This window comes from Streptomyces sp. NPDC007929 (assembly GCF_042959065.1).
In the GTDB taxonomy this organism is placed as follows: Bacteria; Actinomycetota; Actinomycetes; order Streptomycetales; family Streptomycetaceae; genus Streptomyces.
On the sequence record NZ_JBIBKD010000015.1, the window covers coordinates 114,591 to 138,250 of the forward strand.

Annotated in this window: 22 protein-coding genes; 16 read left to right on the forward strand and 6 right to left on the reverse strand. The window is 70.9% G+C overall.

Annotation, left to right across the window (positions count from 1 at the left end; translation table 11 throughout):
* The first annotated feature begins 4 nt into the window (after window positions 1–4).
* From ACFZDE_RS35840 to ACFZDE_RS35850, 3 genes are all read left to right on the forward strand, one after another.
* The gene (locus ACFZDE_RS35840; RefSeq protein ID WP_391209439.1) at window positions 5–1,267 is read left to right on the forward strand and encodes a GTP-binding protein; all 1,263 of its coding nucleotides are present in this window, start codon (window positions 5–7) and stop codon (window positions 1,265–1,267) included.
* 5 nt (window positions 1,268–1,272) lie between these two features.
* The gene (rpsR, locus tag ACFZDE_RS35845; RefSeq protein ID WP_391003699.1) at window positions 1,273–1,506 is read left to right on the forward strand and encodes a 30S ribosomal protein S18; all 234 of its coding nucleotides are present in this window, start codon (window positions 1,273–1,275) and stop codon (window positions 1,504–1,506) included.
* Window positions 1,507–2,441: 935 nt separating this feature from the next.
* On the forward strand, window positions 2,442–2,660 hold the full coding sequence (locus ACFZDE_RS35850; RefSeq protein WP_045296613.1) for a DUF397 domain-containing protein: 219 nt from the start codon (window positions 2,442–2,444) through the stop codon (window positions 2,658–2,660).
* A gap of 92 nt (window positions 2,661–2,752) precedes the next feature.
* Here ACFZDE_RS35850 and ACFZDE_RS35855 read toward each other — a convergent pair whose 3' ends face one another.
* Window positions 2,753–3,268, reverse strand: coding sequence for an ATP-binding protein (locus ACFZDE_RS35855; RefSeq protein ID WP_391209450.1), 516 nt, complete (start codon window positions 3,266–3,268; stop codon window positions 2,753–2,755).
* Window positions 3,269–3,611: 343 nt separating this feature from the next.
* On the opposite strand from ACFZDE_RS35855, the gene ACFZDE_RS35860 reads away from it, so the two are divergent.
* The 6 genes from ACFZDE_RS35860 to ACFZDE_RS35885 all read left to right on the forward strand — a co-directional run bounded on the left by ACFZDE_RS35860 (window position 3,612) and on the right by ACFZDE_RS35885 (window position 9,148).
* Window positions 3,612–4,436: a Scr1 family TA system antitoxin-like transcriptional regulator gene (locus ACFZDE_RS35860; RefSeq protein ID WP_391209796.1), complete on the forward strand. Its 825-nt coding sequence runs from the start codon at window positions 3,612–3,614 to the stop codon at window positions 4,434–4,436.
* 137 nt (window positions 4,437–4,573) lie between these two features.
* Window positions 4,574–6,037 (forward strand): aldehyde dehydrogenase family protein, encoded by a 1,464-nt coding sequence (locus tag ACFZDE_RS35865; RefSeq protein WP_391209463.1) that lies wholly within the window; start codon window positions 4,574–4,576, stop codon window positions 6,035–6,037.
* 125 nt (window positions 6,038–6,162) lie between these two features.
* Window positions 6,163–6,714, forward strand: coding sequence for a DinB family protein (locus ACFZDE_RS35870; RefSeq protein WP_391209472.1), 552 nt, complete (start codon window positions 6,163–6,165; stop codon window positions 6,712–6,714).
* A 10-nt stretch (window positions 6,715–6,724) separates the two neighbouring features.
* Entirely contained in the window at window positions 6,725–7,366 is a 642-nt protein-coding gene (locus ACFZDE_RS35875) for a helix-turn-helix transcriptional regulator (RefSeq protein ID WP_391209485.1), read from the forward strand.
* A gap of 73 nt (window positions 7,367–7,439) precedes the next feature.
* A complete protein-coding gene (locus tag ACFZDE_RS35880) occupies window positions 7,440–8,390 on the forward strand; it encodes an ATP-binding cassette domain-containing protein (protein WP_391003709.1) in 951 nt (316 codons plus the stop codon).
* Window positions 8,387–9,148: an ABC transporter permease gene (locus ACFZDE_RS35885; protein ID WP_391209498.1), complete on the forward strand. Its 762-nt coding sequence runs from the start codon at window positions 8,387–8,389 to the stop codon at window positions 9,146–9,148. Before ACFZDE_RS35880 ends, ACFZDE_RS35885 begins: the two co-directional genes overlap by 4 nt.
* A 64-nt stretch (window positions 9,149–9,212) precedes the next feature.
* Here ACFZDE_RS35885 and ACFZDE_RS35890 read toward each other — a convergent pair whose 3' ends face one another.
* Window positions 9,213–10,619 carry a glutamate decarboxylase gene (locus ACFZDE_RS35890; protein WP_391209513.1) on the reverse strand — a complete coding sequence of 469 codons (1,407 nt, stop codon included), beginning with the start codon at window positions 10,617–10,619 and terminating at the stop codon, window positions 9,213–9,215.
* Window positions 10,620–10,666: 47 nt separating this feature from the next.
* Window positions 10,667–11,959, reverse strand: coding sequence for an ion channel protein (locus ACFZDE_RS35895; protein WP_391209522.1), 1,293 nt, complete (start codon window positions 11,957–11,959; stop codon window positions 10,667–10,669).
* A gap of 93 nt (window positions 11,960–12,052) precedes the next feature.
* Here ACFZDE_RS35895 and ACFZDE_RS35900 point away from each other — a divergent pair, with 93 nt between their 5' ends.
* Window positions 12,053–12,823 (forward strand): TipAS antibiotic-recognition domain-containing protein, encoded by a 771-nt coding sequence (locus tag ACFZDE_RS35900; RefSeq protein WP_391209533.1) that lies wholly within the window; start codon window positions 12,053–12,055, stop codon window positions 12,821–12,823.
* 19 nt (window positions 12,824–12,842) lie between these two features.
* On the opposite strand, the gene ACFZDE_RS35905 is transcribed toward ACFZDE_RS35900, so the two are convergent.
* Entirely contained in the window at window positions 12,843–13,208 is a 366-nt protein-coding gene (locus ACFZDE_RS35905) for a YbjQ family protein (RefSeq protein WP_031110265.1), read from the reverse strand.
* 135 nt (window positions 13,209–13,343) lie between these two features.
* On the opposite strand from ACFZDE_RS35905, the gene ACFZDE_RS35910 reads away from it, so the two are divergent.
* On the forward strand, window positions 13,344–14,243 hold the full coding sequence (locus ACFZDE_RS35910) for a VTT domain-containing protein (protein WP_391209544.1): 900 nt from the start codon (window positions 13,344–13,346) through the stop codon (window positions 14,241–14,243).
* Between the two features lie 99 nt (window positions 14,244–14,342).
* On the opposite strand, the gene ACFZDE_RS35915 is transcribed toward ACFZDE_RS35910, so the two are convergent.
* The gene (locus ACFZDE_RS35915; RefSeq protein WP_391209549.1) at window positions 14,343–16,040 is read right to left on the reverse strand and encodes a threonine/serine exporter family protein; all 1,698 of its coding nucleotides are present in this window, start codon (window positions 16,038–16,040) and stop codon (window positions 14,343–14,345) included.
* A gap of 119 nt (window positions 16,041–16,159) precedes the next feature.
* Window positions 16,160–16,651, reverse strand: a complete 492-nt coding sequence (locus ACFZDE_RS35920; protein WP_003975424.1) for an inorganic diphosphatase — start codon at window positions 16,649–16,651, stop codon at window positions 16,160–16,162.
* A gap of 79 nt (window positions 16,652–16,730) precedes the next feature.
* Between ACFZDE_RS35920 and dacB the strand changes: the two genes are divergently transcribed.
* The 5 genes from dacB to ftsH all read left to right on the forward strand — a co-directional run bounded on the left by dacB (window position 16,731) and on the right by ftsH (window position 23,601).
* Window positions 16,731–18,317, forward strand: coding sequence for a D-alanyl-D-alanine carboxypeptidase/D-alanyl-D-alanine-endopeptidase (gene dacB / locus ACFZDE_RS35925; RefSeq protein WP_391209556.1), 1,587 nt, complete (start codon window positions 16,731–16,733; stop codon window positions 18,315–18,317).
* A 72-nt stretch (window positions 18,318–18,389) separates the two neighbouring features.
* Window positions 18,390–19,517 carry a zinc-dependent metalloprotease gene (locus ACFZDE_RS35930; RefSeq protein WP_391003726.1) on the forward strand — a complete coding sequence of 376 codons (1,128 nt, stop codon included), beginning with the start codon at window positions 18,390–18,392 and terminating at the stop codon, window positions 19,515–19,517.
* A gap of 198 nt (window positions 19,518–19,715) precedes the next feature.
* Window positions 19,716–20,753, forward strand: a complete 1,038-nt coding sequence (gene tilS, locus ACFZDE_RS35935) for a tRNA lysidine(34) synthetase TilS (RefSeq protein ID WP_391209575.1) — start codon at window positions 19,716–19,718, stop codon at window positions 20,751–20,753.
* A gap of 83 nt (window positions 20,754–20,836) precedes the next feature.
* The gene (hpt, locus tag ACFZDE_RS35940) at window positions 20,837–21,376 is read left to right on the forward strand and encodes a hypoxanthine phosphoribosyltransferase (protein WP_391209583.1); all 540 of its coding nucleotides are present in this window, start codon (window positions 20,837–20,839) and stop codon (window positions 21,374–21,376) included.
* Window positions 21,377–21,561: 185 nt separating this feature from the next.
* Entirely contained in the window at window positions 21,562–23,601 is a 2,040-nt protein-coding gene (gene ftsH / locus ACFZDE_RS35945; protein ID WP_189593543.1) for an ATP-dependent zinc metalloprotease FtsH, read from the forward strand.
* The last annotated feature ends 59 nt before the right edge of the window (window positions 23,602–23,660 follow it).

Here is a 23,660-nt window from a genome sequence, read left to right on the forward strand (position 1 = left end):
CCCCGTGGCTGGACCTCCCGCCCCCGCGGTCCCTCCCGACCTCCCCGTCGTGATCGTCGGCGGGCTGCACACCGACGCCCGCAGAGCGGCCGTCGCACGGCTGCTCGCCGACGTCCCCGGCAGTGTCGTCCTCCACCACGACCTGGCGACGGCCGCCGCGGGCACGGTCGTACGGACCGTCAGGGACGCCTCCGGCCTCCTCGACGCGGGGGAGGCGCCGCTGGTCAACGACTGCGCGTGCTGCGCCCTGCGTGAGGACCTGGTGCCGGAGCTGGAACGGCTGCGGGACGCCGGGGGGACGCGGCTCGCCGTCGTCGAGCTGTGGGACTCGGTCGAGCCCAAGGCCATGGCCGAGGTCGTCACGGCCGGCGGTCTCACCGTCACCGGTGTGATCACCGCCGTCGACCCGGCCCTGGTCCTGCCGTACCTCGGCAACGGCGACGACCTCGCCGACGGCGGTCTCGCCGCGGCCGCCACCGACCAGCGCACGGTCGCCGACACCTTCGCGCGCCAGCTCGAGTACGCCCCCGTCCTCGCGGTCGCCCACTCCCCGGAGGCCGACGACGAGGACCGCGAGCTGCTCGCGCAGCTGCACCCGACGGCCCACCAGGTCCCCATCGGCCAGGCCACGGAGACCGGACCGACCACCGAGGCCGGACCGACCACCGAGGCCGGACCGGCCGACGGCCTGGCCGTGCCGACCCCGCGCCTGCGCCTGCCCGTGCCGCTCTCACCCCTGGCCCGCGCCGCCCTGGCCGGTTTCGACGTCGAGGCGGCCGCCGCGGCCCAGCACCCGGCGTGCGCCCTCCTGCCCGCCGAGGCTGACGCGCACGGCGTCTCCACGCTGGTCTGGAACCGGCGCCGCCCCTTCCATCCGGAGCGGCTGTACGCGGCACTGGAGGATCTGACCTGCGCGGCCGCCCGCAGCCGGGGCCGCTTCTGGCTCGCCGACAAGCCCGACACGCTGTTCCACTGGGACGCGGCGGGCGGGGCCCTGTGCGTGGAGAGCGCGGGCCCCTGGCTGGCCTCGCTGCCGGACGCGGCCTGGGAGATGGTCCCGCCGGTGCGCCGGGCCGCCGCCGCGCTGGACTGGGACGCCGAGCACGGCGACCGCTGTCAGCACCTGGTCTTCACCTCGCCCGGCCTCGACCGGGACGGCCTGGCGCGGCTGCTGGAGTCCTGCCTGCTCACCGACGCCGAGTACGCCGCCGGGCGTGACGCCTGGCAGCGGCTGCCGCACGCCTTCGACGCCCTCCTGGAGGTCTGACCCCCATGCCGCGCAAGCCTGAGCGCAAGCCCGCCAAGGACCGGCCCAACCCCCTGGACCGGGCCGGGATCACGTACATCGACTACAAGGACACGGAGCTGCTGCGGAAGTTCATCTCCGACCGCGGCAAGATCCGCAGCCGCCGGGTCACCCGGGTGTCGGCCCAGCAGCAGCGGCAGCTGGCCAGGGCGATCAAGAACGCGCGCGAGATGGCGCTGCTGCCGTACGCCACCCGCTGAGCGGGTCCGGAAAGGGTGAGGTTCCCCACGCTTGACGGGTGGGGGACCTCTCTTCCATGGACCGACGGGGTCGGTGGCCACGGGCGGCAGACGGTCGCGGCACCCGTCGCGACGGGGTGACGGGACCGGCCCGTAGGCCGGGTCGGGCCAGCCGGGCGGCCATCGCCGCACGAGGTGGTCCCCGCCCGCGATCCCGTCCGCAGGCGGCGGCCCCGGCGGCCCCCGTCCCAACCCGGGCATGATGCCGCAGCGTCCGGCTGCCGGCCCCCACCCCAAGCGGCGGCGGCCCCGGCGACCCCCGTCCCGGCGGCGGTGGCCCCGGCGGCCGCGGTCGCCGCACGAGGTGCTCCCCCGCGATCCGCCGGGATCCGGGGCGAGCCGCCGCGTTCCGGGGTGCGAGCCGTCGCGTTCCGGGGTGCGGGCCGCGCGGGTCGGCCGGGCCCGGACGCCGGGCGGGTGTCGGGTGTCGAGCCGAGCGCCGCACCGGCAGGAAGGACGACCCGCCCCTCCTGCGACCGGCGCATTTCTCCCCGTCCTCGCAGGCCGCGGGCTTGTTCCGGATACTGGTCGGCCGGTCGAACGGCTTTCGCGCGGCGCCGCGCCTCAGCTCCCGCTTCTTGGCCGCCGCCCCGTCCCGGCCGCCCCGCCCCACCGCCGAGCGGATGCTCCGCCTCCATCGGATCTCCCCGAATCCGGCGGCTTCGTCGCAGGCCACCGGGAACGCGACGCGGGGCGCGGCCGTCAAACAGTCGAGAGCTTCGGTAAAGCGGTCGTCAAAGCTGTAACCGCGAGACCACCCCGCGTGCACGTGCATCTGCCCATGCATCTGCACATGAACAGGGCTATGATCCGGGTCAGTTGACCACTGCACCAATGGCCACACCAGCCAGTGCACCACCGGGGAGCGACCTGTGGATCACGACGTGTACAACGGTATGGCTGCCGCCGGGCTGCACGGTGTGGCCTGGCAGAAGAGCCGGCACAGCAACTCGCAGGGTTCGTGCGTGGAGTTCGCCCGGCTGCCGGGCGGCGACGTGGCGGTGCGCAACTCGCGCTTCCCCGACGGTCCCGCGCTGGTCTACACCCGTGCGGAGATCGAAGCGATGCTGCTGGGCGTGAAGGACGGCGAGTTCGACCACCTGGTGGGCGGCTGAACATCCGCCGGGCCCTGGAGAAATCCGGGCAATCGACACTCAACGCGCGGTGACGCGCGTAGAACCGCGGCGCGGTGAAGCGCCGCGGTTTCTCATTGCCCGGCGGGTCGTGAAGCGGCGGGGGGCAGCCGGAACAGCGCCCAGACCACCTTGCCGTCGAGCGCGCCCGCGAGCGGATGCCAGCCCCAGCTGTCGCTGAAGGAGTCGACGAGGAACAGCCCGCGGCCCGACTCGGCCGAGAAGTCGTCGGTCTCCCGGGCGACCGGACTGTCGTGACTGGGGTCGCGCACCGCGCACACCAGTCGCTCGGTCCACCGCATCAGATGCAGTCGCACGGCGGCTTCCCGGCCCCGGGTGCACGCGCTGTTCGCCGGAAGGCCGTGCCGCAGGGCGTTGGTGACGAGTTCCGAGACCACCAGGCAGACGTCGTCGAACCGCTCGCCCATGTCCCACTGGTCGAGGGTCCTTTGGGTGAACCGCCGTGCCTCGCGCACCGCTTCGTAACGGGCGGGCAGAGCACAGGAGGCGGCGTCGGACACGGCCGCGGGATCCAGCGGCGGAAGGCCCTGCCGTAACGGCTCGAGCATGGTCGATCCATTCGTCCCCATGCGAGGCACTCCCGGGAATTCGCGGTCGGTGCGATGCGGCGGTGGTGCGGGACCATGGTTTCGGATGCGTACAGCAGATGCAAGGGCAGATGCACGTGCACGTGACCGGAATGCGATGTCCCGTACCGCTTGTTGGTCAATTTTTCCGTCATCTTCGGGTCCCTCTTTGGTCGTTCACACACCTTCTTCTTGCTCCCGCGCGCGAGCGTCGACCGACTCGATTCCGTTTCTGTAACCGGACGAGTACTGCTCGGAGTGTTTTAGTGGCAGACTGCGGCCCCTGAAGACGTTGGGGAGGCTGGCGAACGTGAGCGCGGGAGAGCCGGGATCGGTGGTGCGGCGCATGCTGCTCGGATCACAACTCAGGCGACTGCGTGAGGCGCGGGGCATCACGCGCGAGGCAGCGGGCTATTCGATCCGCGCCTCCGAGTCGAAGATCAGCCGGATGGAGTTGGGCCGGGTGAGCTTCAAGACCAGAGACGTCGAGGACCTGCTCACCCTGTACGGCATCACCGACGAACAGGAGCGCGCCTCCCTGCTGTCGCTGGCGAAGGAGGCCAACGTCGCCGGTTGGTGGCACAGTTACTCCGACGTGCTGCCCAGCTGGTTCCCGACCTACGTCGGTCTGGAGGGCGCCGCCTCGCTGATCCGGGCGTACGAGGTGCAGTTCGTGCACGGCCTGCTGCAGACCGAGGCGTACGCCCGCGCGGTCGTCCGGCGGGGCATGCAGGGGGCGAGCGAGGCCGATGTCGAACGCCGGGTCGCGCTGCGTCTGGAGCGGCAGAAGTACCTCGTCGACGAGCGCGCCCCCGACTTCCACATCATCCTGGACGAGGCCGCCCTGCGCCGCCCGTACGGTAACCGCGAGGTGATGCGGGGCCAGCTCCAGCACCTCATCGAGATCTCCGAGCGGCCCAACGTGCGCCTCCAGGTGGTGCCGTTCAGCCTCGGCGGCCACTCCGGCGAAAGTGGCGCGTTCACGATCCTCAGCTTCCCGGAGTCCGACCTGTCGGACGTCGTCTACCTGGAGCAGCTCACCAGCGCGCTGTATCTGGACAAGGCCGAGGACGTCGCCCAGTACGAGAAGGCGCTCAAGGAACTCCAGAGCGACAGCCCGGGCCCCTCGGAGAGCCGCGACCTTCTCCGGGGCCTCCTCCAGCTCTCGTAAGAGGCCGTGCCGCTCTCCTGAAAAGGCTTTCGCTCTCCCGAAGGACCCCTTCAACTCACCTGAAACACAAGTACGATGACGTGTGATCAGATCGTGAAGGCGCGATCAGGGGTCTGCTTAGGGATCGAGGGATCACATTGTCGTCGTCCTGCTTCACCGACCTTGCACAGCAGTACATCGACGGTGAGTGGCGCCCGGGGACCGGTTCCTGGGACATCATCGACTTCAACCCGTACGACGACGAGAAGCTCGCGTCGATCACCATAGCCACGGCCGACGAGGTCGATCAGGCGTACCGGGCGGCGGCCCGCGCCCAGAAGCAGTGGGCCGCGACCAACCCCTACGCCCGCCGGGCGGTCTTCGAGAAGGCGCTGCGCCTGATCGAGGAGCGCGAGGCCGAGATCTCCGAGGCCATCATCGCCGAGCTCGGCGGCACCCGGCTGAAGGCCGCCTTCGAGCTGCACCTCGCCAAGGAGTTCCTGCGCGAGGCGGTCCACCTGGCGCTGGCCCCCGAGGGCCGGATCATCCCCTCGCCGGTGGACGGCAAGGAGAACCGCGTCTACCGCGTGCCGGTCGGCGTCGTGGGCGTGATCAGCCCCTTCAACTTCCCGTTCCTGCTGTCGATCAAGTCCGTCGCCCCGGCGCTCGCGCTCGGCAACGCCGTGGTGCTCAAGCCGCACCAGAACACCCCGATCGTGGGCGGTTCCCTGGTCGCGAAGCTCTTCGAGGACGCAGGGCTGCCCGGCGGGCTGCTGAACGTCGTGATCACGGACATCGCGGAGATCGGCGACGCCTTCATCGAGCACCCCGTCCCCAAGGTCATCTCCTTCACCGGCTCCGACGCCGTCGGCCGGCACGTGGCGACCGTCTGCGCCCGGCTGTTCAAGCGCTCCGTCCTCGAACTGGGCGGCAACAGCGCGCTGGTGGTCCTCGACGACGCCGACATCGACTACGCCGTCGACGCGGCGGTCTTCAGCCGGTACGTCCACCAGGGTCAGGTCTGCATGGCCGCCAACCGGGTCCTGGTGGACCGGTCGGTGGCCGGCGAGTTCACCGAGAAGTTCGTCGCCAAGGTCAAGTCCCTCAAGGCGGGCGACCCGCGCGACCCGGAGACCGTCATCGGCCCGGTCATCAACTCCTCCCAGGCGGACGCCGTCTCCGGTGTGGTCGAGCAGGCCCTCGCCGAGGGCGCCACGGCCCTGGTGCGCGGCGGGCGGACCGACAACCTCGTCGAGCCGTCCGTGCTGACGGACGTCCCCGCCGACTCGGCCCTGCTGCGGCAGGAGGTCTTCGGGCCGGTCGCGTTCCTGGTCCCGTTCGACGGTGAGGAGGAGGCCGTACGCCTCGTCAACGACACCCCGTACGGCCTGAGCGGCGCCGTGCACACCGGGAACGTCGAGCGGGGTGTGGCGTTCGCCAAGCAGATCGACACGGGCATGTTCCATGTGAACGACGGCACCGTCCACGACGAGCCGATCGTCCCCTTCGGCGGTGAGAAGCACTCCGGCATCGGCCGGCTCAACGGCGACACGATGCTGGACTCCTTCACCACGACCAAGTGGATCTCGGTGCAGCACGGCCGGAGCGGCTTCCCGTTCTAGCCCCTCGGAGGGTTTCCCGGATCTTCCGGTGCCCGGGCCCTTGCGGACAGAACCTGACCGCAAGGGCCCGTAGCGTGGTCGGTGTCAGGGGGAGAGGCCCTCTGACCAGGCGAAAGGCATCGCTCATGGTCACTCACGTTCCGGCTGAGGCACACGGCGACGAGCGCGGGGCGCTCCTGTCCTTCATCGCCGAGCAGCGCGGCGGCGTCCGCCGGGCGGTGCTCGGGCTGACGGACGACCAGGCCTCGTCGCGGCCGAGCGCCAGTGAGCTGTCCCTGGCGGGACTGGTCAAGCATGTCGCCGAGGTCGAGCAGATGTGGATCTCCCTGGCCAAGGGCGAACCGCCGGCCGTGGTGCGGGACCAGAGCAACTGGCACGAGTGCTTCCGGCTGGTCGAGGGGGAGACGGTCGAGTCGCAGCTGGCGTACTGGGAGAAGGTCGCCGCCGAGACGGAGGCGTACATCCGCTCGGTGCCGAGCCTCGACGACACCTTCGCGCTGCCGGCGCAGCCCTGGTTCCCGCCGGACGGCCGGGTCTCGCACCGCTGGCTCTGCCTCCACCTCATCCGCGAGACGGCCCGGCACGCCGGTCACGCCGACATCGTCCGCGAGTCCCTGGACGGCAGGACGGCCTTCGAGCTGGTGGCCGAGGAGCAGCGGGCGGTGGTCGAGGCATAGCCTTGGCCGCATGTCGACGATCCGCCTCCTCGTGCTCGGCGCGGTCCGTATGCACGGGCGGGCCCACGGCTACCAGGTGCGCAACGACCTGGAGTTCTGGGGCGCGCACGAGTGGTCCACCGCCAAGCCCGGCTCGATCTACCACGCGCTGAAGCAGATGGCGAAGCAAGGGCTGCTGCACGCGCACGAGATCGCCCCGTCCACGGCGGGCGGCCCGCCGCGCACGGAGTACGAGATCACCGGGCCGGGCACCGAGGAGTACTTCCGGCTGCTGCGGGAGGCGCTGGTCACCTACGACCAGCGCGGGGACATGAAGACCGCCGCCGTCGGCTTCGTCGTCGACCTGCCGCGTGTCGAGGCGATCGCGCTGCTGAAGGAACGGACCCTGCGGATCGAGCAGTGGCGGGCCGCCGTCCTGGAGCACTACGTGCCGGAGGAGGGGCCCGCGCAGCTCGGGCACATCGGCGAGATCATGAACATGTGGGTCCACACGGCCGACTCCGAGGCCGAGTGGACCCGCGGTCTCATCGAGCGCATCGAGGGCGGCGCCTACACCTTCGCCGACGAGGGCGACCCGTTCGTCGGCATCCTGGCCGAGGACGAGGAGAACCCGTACGCGACGGGGGAGCGGCACCCGGGGGACGCCCACTAATCAAGTTTGACGAATGGCGTGGAGGGGTTTACCTTTGCGCTTGTAGTCAAGTTTGACTAGTCAAGGGGGCTCAGTGGCCGACACGGCGATCGACGTCGAAGGCGCGGAGAAGGCGTACGGCGACAAGAAGGCGCTCGACGGGCTCGACCTCACGGTCGCGCGCGGCACGGTGCACGGAGTGCTGGGCCCGAACGGCGCCGGCAAGACCACCCTGGTCAGGGTCCTGTCCACCCTGCTGCGGCCCGACGCGGGCCGGGTCGAGGTGGCCGGGTGCGACGTGGTGCGCGAGGCGTACGCCGTGCGGCTGCGCATCGGCCTGCTCGGCCAGCACGCCGCGCTCGACGAGGAGCTCGGCGGTCGGCAGAACCTGGAGCTGTTCGGCCGGCTGCACCACCTGGGGGCGAGGCGGGCACGCGCGCGGGCCGGTGAACTCCTGGAGCGCTTCGACCTGACCGACACCGGCCGCAAGGCGGTCCGGCAGTACAGCGGGGGCATGCGGCGCCGACTGGACCTGGCCGCCTCCCTGATCACCGAGCCGGAGGTGCTGTTCCTGGACGAGCCGACCACCGGCCTCGACCCGCGCGGCCGCGCCGAGGTGTGGGCCTCCGTCCGCTCCCTGGTCGGCGGCGGTACGACGGTCCTGCTGACCACGCAGTATCTGGAGGAGGCCGATCAGCTCGCCGACCGCATCTCGGTCGTGGACGCCGGCCGGGTCATCGCCGAGGGCACGGCCGACGAGCTGAAGGCCGGGACCGGCGGCGACCGCATCGACGTGACCCTGCGGGACGCCGGCCAACTGGGGGCCGCCGTGGCCCTGTTGCCGCTCACCGGGGTCAGCGTCGACGCCGACCGGCGGTTGCTGAGCGCCCCGGTGACCGACCGCATGGAGGCGCTCTCCGGGGTCGTACGGGCCCTGCGGGAGGCCGGGATCGAGGCGGAGGACGTCGCGCTGCGCCGCCCGACGCTGGACGAGGTGTTCCTGCACCTCACCGGGGACGACCGCCGAGTGAAGGAGGCCGCGTGACCGCTCACGCCCTGACCGACTCCTGGACCATGACCCGCCGGGAACTCGCCCGCTGGGGGCGGCAGCCCGTCCAGCTCGTCGTCAACCTGGTCTTCCCGGTGATGCTGCTGCTGATGTTCGGCTACCTGGTCGGCGGCGGCCGGGGCGTGACGGGGGACTACCGCGATTACCTGATCCCGGGCATGCTCGCGCTCACCATGGCCTTCGGCCTGGAGGGCACGATGCTCGCCGTCACGCAGGACCTCGACAAGGGCGTGATCGACCGGTTCCGCTCGATGCCCATGGCCAACGGGGCGGTGCTGGTGGGCCGTTCGGCCGCCGACATGCTCCAGTCCGCGCTGGCCCTGGTCGTGCTCATCGGCGTGGGCGTCGCGCTCGGCTGGCGTCCCGGCGGCGGCCCGGCGGGCCTCCTCGGGGCGATGGGCCTGCTGCTCCTGTTCCGGTTCGCCATGCTCTGGATCGGCATCCACCTGGCCCTGGTGGCGGGCAAGCCCGAGATGGTCCAGGCCGTGCAGATCCTGGTCTGGCCGGTCGGCTTCCTGTCCAACGCGCTGGCCACCCCCGGCTCGATGCCGGGCTGGCTGGGCACGGCCGTCGAGTGGAACCCCATGTCCCACACGGCCACGGCCGTACGGCACCTGTTCGGCGTGCCCGGCACCGAGTCCGGGCACGCCTGGGCCGCGGTCGCCTGGCCCCTGGCCCTGCTGGCGGTGTTCTTCCCGCTGGCGGTTCGGAGGTTCACACGGCTGAGCCGCTAGGCCTGTCGTTTGGATCAGCCCGCAGACGCGGGGCCTGGCAAGCGCGTTTCCCGGCAGGAGCCCGCTAGTGGTGGAAGCTGGTCGCCGCGCCCCTGTCCTCGGTCAGCGGGCGCGGCTGTCGGCGCAGGTCCGGGAGGAGTCGTTCCAGGTCCTGGGCGAGCAGCTCCGCGAGGTCGGTGGAGAAGCCGTTGCGGCACACCACTCGCAGGACCGACAGGTCCTCGCGGTTGGCCGGGAAGGTGTACGCGGGGACCAGCCAGCCGCTCTCGCGCAGCCGCCGGGAGACGTCGAAGACGTCGTACGCCTTCACCTCCGGCGCGGTCGTGAAGGCGAACACCGGCAGCTCGTCGCCCCTTGTCAGCAACCGGAAGTCGCCGAGCGCCTCGATCCGCCCGGCCAGCTCCGTCGCCACGTCGCGGGCGGCCTGCTGCACCGCCCGGTAGCCCTGCCGGCCCAGCCGCAGGAACGTGTAGTACTGCGCCACGACCTGCGCGCCCGGGCGGGAGAAGTTCAGGGCGAACGTCGGCATGTCGCCGCCCAGGTAGTTCACCCGGAACACCAGCTCCTCCGGCAGCGCCTCCGCGTCCCGCCACAACGCCCAGCCGACGCCCGGGTAGACCAGCCCGTACTTGTGCCCCGAGGTGTTGATCGACGCCACCCTCGGCAGCCGGAAGTCCCACACCAGGTCCTCGTCGAGGAAGGGCGCGACCATCGCCCCGGACGCCCCGTCGACGTGCACGGGGATGTCGTACCCGGTCCGTTCCTGCAGCGTGTCCAGCGCCGCGCACAGGTCCGCGATCGGCTCGTAGGACCCGTCGAAGGTGGAGCCGAGGATCCCGACGACCCCGATGGTGTTCTCGTCGCACAGCTCGGCCGCGGCCTGCGGGTCCAGGTGGAACCGTTCGCCCTCCATGGGCACCAGCCGGGCCTCCACCTCCCAGAAGGTGCAGAACTTCTCCCAGCAGACCTGCACGTTGACGCCCATCACCAGGTTGGGCCGCGCCCCGGGGTAGCGGTCGGCGTTGCGCCGGGCCCAGCGCCGCTTCAGCGCCATCCCGGCGAGCATGCACGCCTCGCTCGACCCGGTCGTCGAACACCCCACGGCGGTCGAGGGGTCGGGCGCGTTCCACAGGTCGGCGAGCATCGCCACGCAGCGCCGCTCCAGCTCGGCGGTGCGCGGGTACTCGTCCTTGTCGATCATGTTCTTGTCGCGGCACTCCGCCATCAGGGTCCCGGCCTCGGGCTCCATCCAGGTGGTGACGAAGGTGGCGAGGTTCAGCCGGGCGTTGCCGTCGAGCATCAGCTCGTCGCGTACCAGCTGGTGGGCGGTGGACGGTGGCATGGGCTGGTCCGGGAGCCGGTGCGTGGGCGGGGCCTCGACCATGTCGCCGAGCGGGTTGGCGGGGCCGTAGAAGGGGTTGACGGACAGTCGGTGTTCGGCGGGCCGGCGGGGGCCTTCGTGGAACGGCATGGGTGCCTCCAGGGGTGAGTTCGGCAGGGGTGTTTTCGGCAGAGGCTTCAGCGGACCGACGTGCCGTCCGCGCGCAGCTGCATCTGCGGGCGGCCCGTCACCAGCAGCCAGGCCGGCAGCGAGGCGATGCAGAGCAGGGCGATGACCGTCGGCTCGGTGACCAGCACCGCGGCGACGAACAGGCTGATCCAGCCCTGCCGCGTGATCGCCAGCAGCACCCCGAGCACACCGGCGGACACGCCCACCGAGGGATGCACCCCGGACACCAGGGCGTGCGCGCACAGGCCGAGGGCAGTGCCGACGAACACGGCGGGGAAGATGCGCCCGCCACGGAAACCGCAGGCGGCGGCCACGACCAGCGCGGCCAGTTTCACCACCGTCATGACGGCGAACTCCCCGGCCGACCAGCCGTCCGGGTCGCGGGCCAGCGTGGTGATCTCGTCGAGCCCCTTGAACAGCGTCAGATGACCGCCCACGGCCGCGAGACAGCCGAGCACGGCCCCACCCACCGGCAGCATCAACATCGGGTGCCGCAGCATCCGGAAGGCCCGGTGGGCGTACGGCAGCGCCCGTACGGCGCACATGGCGAGCAGCGCGCCCACGGCGGTGACCACGACGGCCGCCAGCAGGTCGGTCCACCCCGCCCGGCCGAAGGACGGCAGCCCCAGGTCGAAGCTCGGGTGGTCGAGGAGGGTGACGGTCAGGGAACCGGCGGCCGCGGCGGTCAGCGGCGCGAAGAGGTTGTCCCACAGCATCCCGCGGGTCTCCTTCGTGGCCAGCAGCTCGGAGATCGCCAGGGCGGCCGCGACCGGGGTGCCGAACAGCGCGCCGATGGTGGCCGCCTCCGCCAGCGCCGGCCAGATCCGGCCCGGGGCCCGGGGGATCAGCCGACCGCCCAGCCAGACCGCGAGCCCCACGTTCACGGTGATGATCGGGTTCTCGGGGCCGAGGCTGGGCCCTCCGGCCAGCATCAGCGCGGTCACCACCACCAGCCCCGGCAGCACCACGGGCGGCAGGACGGGCGCGTCCAGACCGACGGTGGCGGGATCGGGACCCGCGTGCCCCGGCGCCTTCCACACCACCAGCCCGACGGCGACGCCGGTGGCGATGAGCACGGCGAACATCCACGCCACCGAGTACCGGCCGACCCCGAGCGCGTCCGGCAGGGTCTGCCAGAGCACGTCCTCCAGGTGCTCGGCGGCGACCTCCACCCCCACCAGGATCAGGCTGCACAGCACGCCCACGACGACGGCGGGCACGATCGAGGGCAGCAGGGCGCGAGCGGGCGTCGAGGGGCGGACGGGGGTTTCCTGGTCTTCGGAGTCCTGGACCACGGGCACACGATAAACGGATCAAACAGTGCAAACCGGAAACACGCTTGCACCTCACGTGACGTGAGGCCCGACCGTGGAGCACGGAAGAAGGGAGCGGAAGTGGACTACTCGGTGGGACAGGTCGCGGGCTTCGCCGGTGTCACGGTGCGCACGCTGCACCACTACGACGACATCGGCCTGCTCGTCCCGAGCGAACGCAGCCACGCGGGCCACCGGCGCTACAGCGACGCCGACCTCGACCGGTTGCAGCAGATCCTGTTCTACCGGGAGCTCGGCTTCCCCCTCGACGAGGTCGCCGCCCTGCTCGACGATCAGGCCACCGGAAAGGCGGACCCGCGCGCGCACCTGCGCCGCCAGCACGAGCTGCTGACCGCCCGGATCGAGAAGCTGCGGAAGATGGCGGCGGCCGTGGAGCACGCCATGGAGGCACGCACGATGGGACTCAACCTCACGCCCGAGGAGAGGTTCGAGGTCTTCGGGGACAACGACCCGGAGCAGTACGCCGAGGAGGTCGAGCAGCGCTGGGGCGGCACCGACGAGTACGCCGACTCGCAGCGCCGCACCGCGAGCTACACCAAGGAGGACTGGAAGCGCATCCAGGCCGAGGCCGCCGACTGGGGCGAGCGCTACGGCGCCCTGATGGCGGCGGACGAGCCGCCCACCGGCGAGGCGGCCATGACCCTTGCGGAGGAGCACCGGCAGCACATCTGCACGTGGTTCTACGAGTGCTCCTACGACATCCACCGCTGCCTCGGCGAGATGTACGTCTCCGACGAGCGGTTCAAGGCGTTCTACGAGGTGCTGCGTCCGGGCCTCGCCGAGCACCTGAGGGACGCGATCGTCGCGAACGCGGCACGTCACACCTCCTGACCCCCGGCCCGGGAGTGCCTCACTCCCGGGTCAGGACCACCGCCGTGCCGTACGCGCACACCTCGGTGCCCACGTCGGCCGCCTCCGTCACATCGAAGCGGAAGGCGAGGATCCCGTTGGCGCCACGCGCGCGTGCCTGCTCGACGAGCCGCTCCATGGCCTGGTTGCGGGTCTGCACGAGCGTCTTGGTGAGCCCGCGCAGCTCGCCTCCGACCATCGACTTCAGCCCGGCGCCGATCTGGCTCCCCACATGGCGGGAGCGCACCGTCAGGCCGAAGACCTCGCCGATCACCTCCCGCACGTGGTAGCCGGGTACGTCGTTCGTGGTGACGACGAGGACCTCGGGCTCCGGGCCCTGTCCGCCGCCGTATTCATCGATGCCCATGGCTCACAGCTTTGACCGGGGCGGGGCACAGTGCATCCTGAGTACGCCCATGGAACCTGGGCCATGACGGCTGCGTTGATACTTTGAGGCAGCCAGACCCCGCCCGTCCCCCACAGCAGCAGGAGCCACATCCCCGTGACCACGCTTGCGCTCGGCCCCGAGTGGCTCAGCCCGGACTACCTGATCGAGACGTTCGCCCTGCCGGGCATCCTGCTCATCGTCTTCGCGGAGTCCGGTCTCTTCGCGTTCCTGCCGGGTGACTCCCTGCTGTTCACGGCCGGCCTCTTCGTGGCCGAGGGCAACTACATCACCCAGCCGCTGTGGCTGGTCTGCCTGCTGATCGTGCTCGCCGCCGTCATCGGCGACCAAGTGGGCTACATGATCGGCAAGTTCCTGGGCCCGAAGCTCTTCAACCGTCCCAACTCCAAGCTCTTCAAGCAGGAGAACCTGGACAACGCCCACGAGTTCATGGAGAAGTACGGCCCCAAGGCGATCGTCCTGGCCCGCTTCGTCCCCATCGTGCGCACCTTCGCCCCCATCGTGGCCGGTGCCGGCCGCATGAAGTACCGCACCTTCCTCACGTACAACGTCATCGGTGGTGTCGCCTGGGGCACCGGCGTCACCCTCGCGGGGTACTGGCTCGGCCAGATCGGCTTCATCAAGAAGAACGTCGAGTCGATCCTCATCCTGATCGTCCTGCTGTCCGTCGTCCCGATCATCATCGAGTACCTGCGCGACCGCTCGAAGAAGAAGCGCGCCGCGGCCGAGGCCCCCGAGGAGCACCGGCAGCACCAGGCCATGGACGACGCCACGACCCAGCTCCGCCGCATCACCCCGGACGACCAGCCGCCCCACCAGCGGCCGCAGCAGCAGCCGTACGACGACCGGAACGGCTACAACGACCAGCAGTACTACAACCAGTACCCGCAGAGCCCGGGCTACGGGCAGCAGCAGCCGCACGGTCAGCAGCAGCCGTACGGGACCCAGCAGCAGCCGTACGGCACGCAGCAGGGGCCTTACCACAACGGCTACTGAGCGGGCCTGCCCGTGGGGGCGCGGGGAACTGCGCGAACAGCCCCCACGGGCCCGAGGCCGCCACCGGAGCCACCGCCCCGACGCCGTAGCCACCCGGCGCTAGAAACCCCTGGTGCGCTTGGCGGCCCGCCGCTTCTCCGCGGACCCGATGCGCAGGAACATCCGGGAGATCTCCGACCCGAGGTTCACCCCGATGGCGATGGCCATGGCGAGCGCCACCGCCTTCGACAGCGACACCAGCCCCTCGTCCACCTCGTTCTGGGCGATCGCCAGCAGCCCGAAGTACGTCGCGGAACCCGGCAGCAGGGGCCCGATCGCCGCCGTCGTGTAGGGCAGGGCGGAGGCGAACTGATACCGGGACAGCAACTGCCCGAAGAGGCCCACCAGCCCCGCGGCCGCCGCCGTGGACGCCACCGGCGACAGGTCACCCACGAGGTGCATCGCGCCGTAGACGACCCACGCGACACCGCCGTTCAGCGTCACCCACATCACGGTGGATCGTTCCTGCTGGAGCAGTACCGCGAACGCCAGGGACAGCAGCATCGACGCCGCGATCATCATCACCGGGTCGTCGGAGGCGCCGAGCGCCTGGTCGGGGTTGAGCCGCGCGCCCAGCTGCACACCGAAGTACAGCACCAGCAGCACACCCGCGACGATGCCGACGAAGAAGTACAGGACCTCCAGCAGCCGCGCGGACGCGGTGATGTAGAAGCCGGTCAGCCCGTCCTGCACGCCCGCCACCAGCGCCCGCCCCGGCAGCAGCGCGAACAGCCCACCGGTGATCACCGCGGACGCCTTCACGTCCACATGGACCAGCGTCAGCGCGACCCCGATCGCGGCCGGCGGCATCGCGGCCACCGTGAACTGGTAGAACTCCGGCAGCCCGCGCCCCGCGCACAACCACGCCAGCCGGTCACCGAGCATCGCGCCCAGCGCCGCGGCCACGAACACGATCAGATCGCCGCCCACCAGCACGGAAGCCGCACCGGCCAGCAGCCCGCTCGCACCCGTCAGCGCCCAGCCGGGGTAGGGGTGACGGTTACGGCGGATCTCCGCCAGCCGCCGGTAGGCCTCCTCCAGCGAGACCGCCGTCTCGTGGTCGCTGAGGTCGTCCACCAGCTGGTACACGGCCGCCAGCCGCGTGTAGTCGGTACCCCGCCGGCGCACCGTCCGCGACGCCGTGACCGGGTCGTCGACCAGGGACGGCTGATAGGAGATCGCCAGCAGCGTGAAGGTCACATTGGGCTCGCAGCGGTCCAGACCGTACGACCGGCACACGGCGAACATCGCCGCCTCCACGTCCTCGGCGCCCTCACCGCCCGCCAGCAGCAACTCCCCGATACGCAGCGTCAGGTCGAGCACACGCGGCACCGCGGGCCCCGACTCGTCGCCGTGACGCTGGATCGCCTCCGGCGCCGGCCGCTCCGCCACCGGCATGCGCAGCATCGTGCGCATCCGGTCCTGCCAGGGCACGTCCTTGGTCAGACTGACCACGGGGACCCCGCTCGGCGGTGTGAACGCCGTCGGGGCCTGCCGTGCGCTGTACGTGCTCGGCGGTGTGAACGCCGACCCCTCCGGCTCCACCGCGGGCGCCGCATGGACGTCCAGGCCCTGCGGCACGGCGAACTCGGACGTCGTCTCGGACTCCGGGCCCGCCCCTCTGAGCAGAGCCAGCCCGTCGGGGACCGCGAACTCCGACGTCGTCGACATGTCCCCGTCGACACCGGTCCCGGCCGGAGGCTGGAACGCACTCCTCGCCTCGTCCGACCTCGGCTTGCGGTCCTCCGCGTCCGTCACTGCCTGGCGCTCCCTGTACGACACGTCAGCCTCGTACCCCCCACTGCCTCAGTATGCGCACAGACGGACGAACGGGCCGCACGCGCAGGCGTGCGGCCCGTCGACAACACAAGAGGAGGTCAGTGACCGCCCTGGTCCTTGAAACGCTTGTAGGACCGCTCGATCTCGGCCTCGGCCTCGGTACGGCCCACCCAGTCCGCACCCTCGACCGACTTGCCGGGCTCCAGGTCCTTGTACACCTCGAAGAAGTGCTGGATCTCCAGGCGGTCGAACTCCGACACGTGGTGGATGTCCCGCAGGTGCTCCACCCGCGGGTCCGTCGACGGCACGCACAGCAGCTTGTCGTCGCCGCCCGCCTCGTCCGTCATACGGAACATGCCGATCGCGCGGCAGCGGATCAGACAGCCCGGGAACGTCGGCTCGTCGAGGATGACCAGCGCGTCCAGCGGGTCGCCGTCCTCGCCGAGGGTGTTCTCGACGAAACCGTAGTCGGTCGGGTAGGCGGTCGAGGTGAAGAGTCGCCGGTCCAGGCGGATACGACCGGTCTCGTGGTCCACCTCGTACTTGTTGCGCGAACCCTTCGGAATCTCGATCGTGACGTCGAACTCCACCGGTGGCTCCTCCATGATCAACACATAGTTCTGGTGATTAAGTGTCCCTCACGCAGGTGTGTGATCGCGAAAGGGGCTGGTGGTCGTGCCAGAGCTGAGGCCTTGGCGGGCCGCGAAAGCGCACGTGGTGCGCCTCGCGGATGCCGTACGACCACGCCTGGCCCGGGTCGCAGCGGCCACGAAACCACAGGTCGCACGGCTCGCACGAGCCGGGAAACCGCAGGTCGCGAGGGTCGCGCTGCCGAAGACCTGGCAGTACACCGCGGGTGCCGCCACCGCCGGACTCGCACTCGCCGCCGGGGTGGTGACCGCCGCCGGTCCCTGGGACTCCACCGGTCAGCGTACGGCCGAGACGGACCGGGCAGTGGCCCTGGCCCGCCCGGGTGGCACAGATCACGGCAGCGCCCCCGGAGCGCCCGGCCGGCCCAAGCCCGCCCCCAGCGCCGGTCCCGTCCTGACCGGCCTCGGCGGCGTCAGCACCGTGAAGTCCGCCCCGGACGGCAAGGCCCTCGCAGGCGCCCTCGACCCGTTGCTGAAGGACCCGGCCCTCGGCACCCGGCCCGCCGCCTCCGTCATCGACGTGACCACCGGCAGACGCCTGTACGGCTCCGGCTCCGGCACCGCGCTCACCCCCGCCTCCACCACCAAGCTCGCCACCGCCGTCGCCGTACTGTCCGCCCTGGGCACCGACCACCGCTTCACCACCCGCGCCGCCCTCGAACCCGACACCAGGGAAGTCGTCCTGGTCGGCGGCGGCGACCCCACCCTCACGGCCCGCGAGAAGGCCCAGGGCTCCGCGAGCCTGCGCACCCTGGCCGCCGGCACCGCCGCCGCCCTCGCCGACCGGGGCGTCCGCGACGTCACCCTCTCGTACGACACGACCCTCTACGCGGGCGACGAGATGCACCCGATCGGGGTCGACGGCAACCTCGCCCGTGTCACCCCCCTGATGGCCGACGAAGGCCGCACCGACGACTCCACGCGTGGACCCGTCGAACGCGTGCCCGACCCGGCGGCGGACGCCGCCCGCCGCTTCGGGGACCTCCTGAAGTCCCACGGCATCAAGACCACCGCCCCCGGCCCGTCCAAGGCCACCACCCGCGCCAAGACCCTCGCCAAGGTCTCCTCGCCCCCGCTCTCCGACCTCGTCGAGCGCATGCTCACCAACAGCGACAACGACATCGCCGAAGCCCTCGCCCGCCAGACGGCGATCGCCACCGGCGAACGCGCCGACTTCGCCGGCGCCGGCAAGGCCATCGGCTCCCGGCTGCGCACCCTCGGCCTCCCCGTCAAGGGCGCCGCCTTCAAGGACGGCAGCGGCCTCGACCGCGCCGACCGCCTCACCCCCGACCTGCTCACCGCCCTGCTCGCCAAGGCCGCCGACCCCGCCCACCCCGAACTCCGCCCGGCCCTCACCGGCCTCCCCGTCGCCGGCTTCACCGGCACCCTGACCACCCGTTACACGGACGGAGCATCCGGCGTCGTGCGCGCCAAGACCGGCACCCTCTCCGGCGTCCACACCCTCGCGGGCACCCTCGTCGACGAGGACGGCCGCCTGCTCGCCTTCGCGTTCATGGCCAACGGCACTGACGGCATCCTCCCCACCGCCACCCAGAAGGCCCTGGACCGGATCGCCACCGCCCTGTCCGCCTGCGGCTGCCGCTGACGGCCCCCCGCCCACCGGCCCCCGGCCCTCGCCGCCCTGCCCCACCGGCCGGCGCTCACGTACGGTTGACGCATGACGAGCATCGGTGGTGCTTCAACCGGCATGGTCGACTGGAACCTCGCGGTCGCGACCGCGACCCGGCTCGTACGGCCGGGCCCCGAGGTCAGTCGCGACGAGGCCCGCGCCGTCGTCGCGGAACTGCGCCGGCATGCCAAGGCCTCGGAGGAACACGTCCGCGGATTCACCCGCCTGGGTACCGAGGAGGGCCACGACACCCCCGTCCTGGTCGTCGACCGCCCCGGCTGGATCCGCGCGAACGTCGCCGGATTCCGCGAGATCCTCCGGCCCCTGCTCGACAAGATGCAGGAACGACGCGGCAACACCCCCGGCGGCTCCGTCATGAGCGCCGTCGGAGGCAAGGTAACCGGCGTCGAACTCGGCATGCTGCTCTCCTTCCTCTCCTCCCGCGTCCTCGGCCAGTACGAGACCTTCGCCCCCGCCACCCGCGACCTCCCCAGCGGCGGCAACGGCGGCGGCCGGCTCCTGCTCGTCGCCCCCAACATCGTCCACGTGGAGCGTGAACTCGACGTCGACCCGCACGACTTCAGGCTCTGGGTGTGCCTCCACGAAGAGACCCACCGCACCCAGTTCACCGCCGTGCCCTGGCTGCGGGACCACCTTGAGGGTGAAATCCAGGCGTTCCTGCAGGAGACCGACGTCGACCCCATGACCGTCCTCGAACGCGTCCGGGAAGCCGCCCAGACCCTCGCCGGAGGCCGCCCCGAGGCCGAGGAGGACGACGGAGGCCGCTCCCTCGTCGAAATCGTCCAGACCCCCGCCCAGCGCGAGATCCTCGGCCGCCTCACGGCCGTCATGTCCCTGCTGGAAGGGCACGCCGACTTCGTCATGGACGGCGTCGGCCCCTCCGTCGTGCCCTCCGTCGGCGAGATCCGCGAGAAGTTCCAGCAACGCCGCGCCAAGGGCGCCTCCCGCCTCGACCTGGCCCTGCGCAAACTGCTCGGCCTGGACGCCAAACTCCGCCAGTACCGCGACGGCGAACGCTTCGTACGAGCCGTCGTCAACGACGTCGGCATGGACGGCTTCAACCGCGTATGGACCTCGCCCAACACCCTCCCCACCAAATCGGAGATCGCCAAACCGGCGGACTGGGTCGCGCGGGTGCACCGCAAGGCCGAGTAGTGAACATCGCGGGAAGGTCGTGAAAGGAAACCGGCCGACGGCAGGCGAACGCCCCTCCAATCACCCGTCCGAGGGACCGTGAGGCAGGGGTAGGCGTGCAATGCTCGGGGAACGGCCCGGTTCTGTCACCATCTACACACTCTGCGTGACCGACACGCGGGCACACCCCCCCCGAAAACTTCATGAAGGGAACCGGACATGGGTCCCCATCCTGCGGTCGCGGCGATACGCCTGGCGGTCCGCCGCGTCCTCCACGACCTCCTCACCGAACACCACCGCGCCCCCGCCGCGGTGACGCACGCCCCCTCGCACGAGCCCCCACCCCCGCCGCTCGTGCTCGTGGCGTGCTCCGGCGGCGCCGACTCCATGGCCCTCGCCTCCGCCCTCGCCTTCGAATCCCCCAAACTAGGCATCAGGGCCGGCGGCATCACCGTCGACCACGGCCTCCAGCCCGGCTCCGACACCCGCGCCACCGAAGTCGTCCAGCGCCTGCGTGAACTCGGCCTCGATCCCGTCGACTCCGTCGCCGTCACCGTCGGCCGCACCGGCGGACCCGAAGCCGCCGCCCGCGACGCCCGCTACGCCGCACTCGACACCGCGGCCGAACGCCACGGCGCCACCGCCGTCCTGCTCGGCCACACCCGCGACGACCAGGCCGAAACCGTCCTGCTCGGCCTCGCCCGCGGCTCCGGCATCCGCTCCCTGTCCGGCATGGCCGCGGTCTCGGGGGCCGACGGCCGCTACCGGCGCCCCTTCCTGGAGCTCGACCGGCAGACCGCCCGCAAAGCCTGCATGGTCCAGTCCCTGCCCGTCTGGGACGACCCCCACAACGCCGACCCGGCCTACACCCGCTCCCGGCTGCGCCACGAAGGCCTGCCCGCCCTGGAGAAGGCCCTCGGCAAAGGCGTCGTCGAAGCCCTCGCCCGCACGGCCCAGCTCTCCCGCGACGACGCCGACGCCCTCGACTCCTGGGCCGGCCAGGCCGAGGCCACCGTCCGCGACGCCGCCGGACTCCTCGAATGCGCCAAGCTCTACGCCCTGCCGCCCGCCGTACGCCGCCGCGTCCTGCGCCGCGCCGCCATCGCCGCCGGCGCACCCGCCGGCTCACTCTTCGCCCGCCACATCGAAGAAGTCGACCGGCTGATCACCGGCTGGCGCGGTCAGGGAGCCATCAACCTCCCCGGCAAAGTCGTCGCCCAGCGGCAGGGTGGCAGACTGGTGATTCGGCAAGGCTGAACCACGACCCCTCCCCGCATCCTGGCGGAGGGGCCGAGCGGCCGGTGGGACGACCGAAAGTGATGCGGGTGGACGCGAAAGACATGGGTGCCGACCTCGAGAAGGTGCTCATCACCAAGGAAGAGATCGACGCCAAGCTGGCCGAGCTGGCAGCGAAGATCGACGCGGAGTACGCGGGCAAGAACCTGCTCATCGTCGGAGTCCTCAAGGGCGCGGTGATGGTCATGGCCGACCTCGCCAGGGCGCTGTCCACCCCCGTCACCATGGACTGGATGGCCGTATCCTCGTACGGGGCGGGCACCCAGTCCTCCGGTGTGGTGCGGATCCTCAAGGACCTCGACACCGACATCAAGGGCCGGCACGTCCTGATCGTCGAAGACATCATCGACTCCGGCCTGACCCTGTCCTGGCTGCTCTCCAACCTCGGCTCGCGCGAGCCCGCCTCCCTCAAGGTGTGCACGCTGCTGCGCAAGCCCGAGGCCGCGAAGGTCGCCATCGACGTGGAATGGGTCGGCTTCGACATCCCCAACGAATTCGTCGTGGGCTACGGCCTCGACTACGCCGAGAAGTACCGCAACCTCCCGTTCGTCGGTACGCTCGCGCCCCACGTGTACGGCGGCTGAAACCCGGCCGCGGTGCCGACACGGTGATCGGGAACCCCAGCGGGCCTCCCGCCGTTGGAGCAGGCGTAGGCGGATCGCCAGCCGTCCCACGCGGCTTCAGGTGACAATGCTGGGGTACCGTCCGAAGAACAGTCTTTATCAAACTCACTATGGCAGGAGGGACGGGGCGGCACCGCTCCGTATGGATGGACGTGAAGCGATACTTCCGTGGGCCGGTCATGTGGATCGTGCTGGCCGTCCTTGCCGTGGTCGTGTTGATGCAGGTCGTCGGCTCGTCCGGCGGCTACAAGACGGTGGACACCGGCCAGGTCGTCCAGGCGATCAACCAGAACAAGGTCGAGTCGGCCAAGCTGACCACCGGTGACGAGCAGACCATCAAGGCCACGCTCAAAGACGGTGTGAAGGTCGAGGGCAGCTCGAAGATCCAGGCGAGCTACATCGGCGACCAGGGCGTCGACATCGCCAACACGCTGCAGAACAAGTACCAGGACAAGCAGATCCCGGACGGCTACACCGTTTCGCCGTCCAAGCAGAACCCGTTCGTCGGCATCCTGCTCTCCCTGCTGCCCTTCGTGCTGATCGTGGTCGTGTTCCTGTTCCTGATGAACCAGATGCAGGGCGGCGGCTCCCGAGTCATGAACTTCGGGAAGTCCAAGGCCAAGCTCATCACCAAGGACACCCCCAAGACCACCTTCTCCGACGTCGCCGGATCCGACGAGGCCGTCGAGGAACTCCACGAGATCAAGGAATTCCTCCAGGAGCCCGCCAAGTTCCAGGCCGTCGGCGCCAAGATCCCCAAGGGCGTCCTGCTCTACGGGCCCCCCGGCACCGGCAAGACCCTGCTCGCACGCGCCGTCGCAGGCGAGGCGGGCGTCCCCTTCTACTCGATCTCCGGATCCGACTTCGTCGAGATGTTCGTCGGCGTCGGCGCCTCCCGAGTCCGCGACCTCTTCGAGCAGGCCAAGGCGAACGCCCCGGCGATCGTCTTCGTCGACGAGATCGACGCGGTCGGCCGCCACCGTGGCGCCGGCCTCGGCGGCGGACACGACGAGCGCGAGCAGACCCTCAACCAGCTCCTCGTCGAGATGGACGGCTTCGACGTCAAGGGCGGCGTGATCCTCATCGCCGCCACGAACCGCCCCGACATCCTCGACCCGGCGCTGCTGCGCCCCGGCCGCTTCGACCGGCAGATCGCCGTCGACCGCCCGGACATGCAGGGCCGCCTGGAGATCCTCAAGGTCCACCAGAAGGGCAAGCCGGTCGCGCCCGACGTCGACCTGTCGGCCATGGCCCGCCGCACGCCCGGCATGACCGGTGCCGATCTCGCCAACGTCCTGAACGAGGCCGCCCTGCTGACGGCCCGCAGCGACCAGAAGCTGATCGACAACCACATGCTCGACGAGGCGATCGACCGTGTCGTCGCGGGCCCGCAGAAGCGGACCCGGATCATGTCGGACAAGGAGAAGAAGATCACCGCGTACCACGAGGGCGGACACGCCCTGGTCGCGGCGGCCTCCCCGAACTCCGACCCCGTCCACAAGATCACGATCCTGTCGAGAGGCCGCGCCCTCGGCTACACGATGGTGCTGCCGGACGAGGACAAGTACTCGACCACGCGCAACGAGATGCTGGACCAGCTCGCCTACATGCTGGGCGGCCGCGCGGCCGAGGAACTCGTCTTCCACGACCCCACCACGGGTGCCGCCAACGACATCGAGAAGGCCACCGGCCTGGCCCGCGCCATGGTCACGCAGTACGGCATGACCGAGCGTCTCGGCGCGATCAAGTTCGGCGGCGACAACACCGAGCCCTTCCTCGGCCGTGAGATGTCTCACCAGCGCGACTACTCGGAAGAGGTCGCCGCGCTCGTGGACGAAGAGGTCAAGAAGCTCATCGAGACGGCGCACAACGAGGCCTGGGAGATCCTGGTCGAGAACCGCGACGTCCTCGACAACCTCGTACTGCAGCTGCTGGAGAAGGAGACGCTGGGCAAGGAGCAGATCGCCGAGATCTTCGCCCCCATCGTCAAGCGCCCGCCCAGGCCCGCCTGGACCGGCTCCTCCCGCCGCACGCCCTCCACCCGTCCGCCGGTCCTCTCCCCCAAGGAGCTGGCCCTGACGAACGGCGCGAACGGCGCGACGCCGGCCATCTCCACCGCCAAGAGCACCGCGGCGGAGCCCGCCCCGGCGCCCGAGCGGACCCCGGAGGACCGCCCCGAGAGCTGACCGGCTCTCCCGGCGGCCCACCGCCCCGGAATGGATGCCGCGCCCCCCAGGTTTTAGCC